2 protein-coding genes are annotated in these 1368 nt (G+C 56.2%); both read left to right on the plus strand.

Features of this window, described 5'->3' with window-relative positions; translation table 11 throughout:
• Window positions 1-75 precede the first annotated feature (75 nt).
• Window positions 76-384, plus strand: coding sequence for a hypothetical protein (locus U4E84_RS17455; protein WP_322533358.1), 309 nt, complete (start codon window positions 76-78; stop codon window positions 382-384).
• Window positions 375-1368, plus strand: a 994-nt coding sequence (locus U4E84_RS17460) for a hypothetical protein (RefSeq protein WP_322533359.1), incomplete at its 3' end; no start/stop codon positions are given. The genes U4E84_RS17455 and U4E84_RS17460, both read left to right, overlap by 10 nt.

A 1368-nucleotide genomic window follows, 5' to 3' on the forward strand; every position in this document is an offset into this window, starting at 1 on the left:
GACAGACCCTGTCAAATCCTACAGCCATGTCCCGTTTCATCGCCCTACAACCTCCAACCAACCCAACCGCCGTGTATGAAGCCCGGAATCAGCCTACAACCGCTGACCACCCAAAGCGAACTCGGGTGCGAAACACCATCCAGCTTCGAACCACTATTAGGCCTGCTGGATTCACTGGTTGAGCTCGCGTTCATCGCAGGCGTAGGCCTCGGCACGCTCGGGTTTCTGGTCGCAGCGTTATTCTTGATGCTCCCGGGCCAGGATAACTCGCGGCGGGGTAAGCTGGTCGCAAAAAATGTGTTCATCGGCTCAGTACTGTTGCTCTCGGCACAGCTGATCGTCGACTTCCTCGTCTCACAACTGGGGACCACGCTATGTACGTGAACGCGCACACGCGTCTATCCGCATTCCTCGGATTGCTGTTAGCGACTGGCACGGCCTCAGCACAAGAAGACGAAGAGGACGACCCAGTCATCGACCTGAGCTCGATCACCGATGCGATAGATGACTTGACAGAGGCCTTCGAGGAGTTCACCGGGGACTGGGATCAAACCCTGACAGAAGTCCTGCTGGACGTCCTATTCGACCCGTTCCGTTCACTGGGAGAAGTCCTGCTAAACGTATTGGCAAAACTGCTGACCACGACACCCAGTGTCTACCCGAACCCCGCGGTCGAAGAAATTCACAGCCAGGTCCTGGTACTGGTGATCCTGCTATCCACACTGGCGTTCATGGCAGCAGGCCTCCTCTACATGATCGGCCCGGTCCTCGGCATCACCTACAGCCAGGTCCGCTTGATTTTGCCCCGGATCCTCATCGCATTAGCATTCTCTTTCGTCTCCCTACCACTGCTTCAACTAACGGTAGAGTTCACGGACGCGCTCGTACACGCGTTCACACCCCAATTATTCGAACAGTCGTTCACCGAGATGATAGGCCTCTCGACCGGCTTAGTCCTGGCCTGGGTTATCCAGTCCTTCCTACTGGCTGCGGTCGTCATCCTGATGATCATCAGAATGGTCTACATCATGTTCGCCGCCGCAATCTCACCCTTGTTAGCGTTGGTCTGGAGCCTTCCACGAATAAGGAGATACGCGGACACCTTCATCGCCGGCTACTTCGCCGCCCTGATGATCGCACCACTGGACCTGCTCGCCCTCAGGTTCTCCCTCGCACTAATGGACGGCCAGGGAACCACCGTCATACAATCAACGTCAAACTGGATCCTCGGAGTCGCATCACTCACCCTCCTACTCTTGATCCCGTACCAGGTCTGGGGAGCCTCACAGACCATCGTCGGCAAAGCTACCAAAGCCACCTCAAAGACAGTCAACAAGACCCAGAACAACCAAACGGAGCAGAACTTCG

It is taken from the genome of Halorubrum sp. AD140, assembly GCF_034497445.1.
Lineage (GTDB): Archaea > Halobacteriota > Halobacteria > Halobacteriales > Haloferacaceae > Halorubrum.

Bases quoted from the DNA above. Each gene is read 5' to 3' on its own strand.
- U4E84_RS17455 (WP_322533358.1), top strand. From the start codon at position 76: ATGAAGCCCGGAATCAGCCTACAACCGCTGACCACCCAAAGCGAACTC.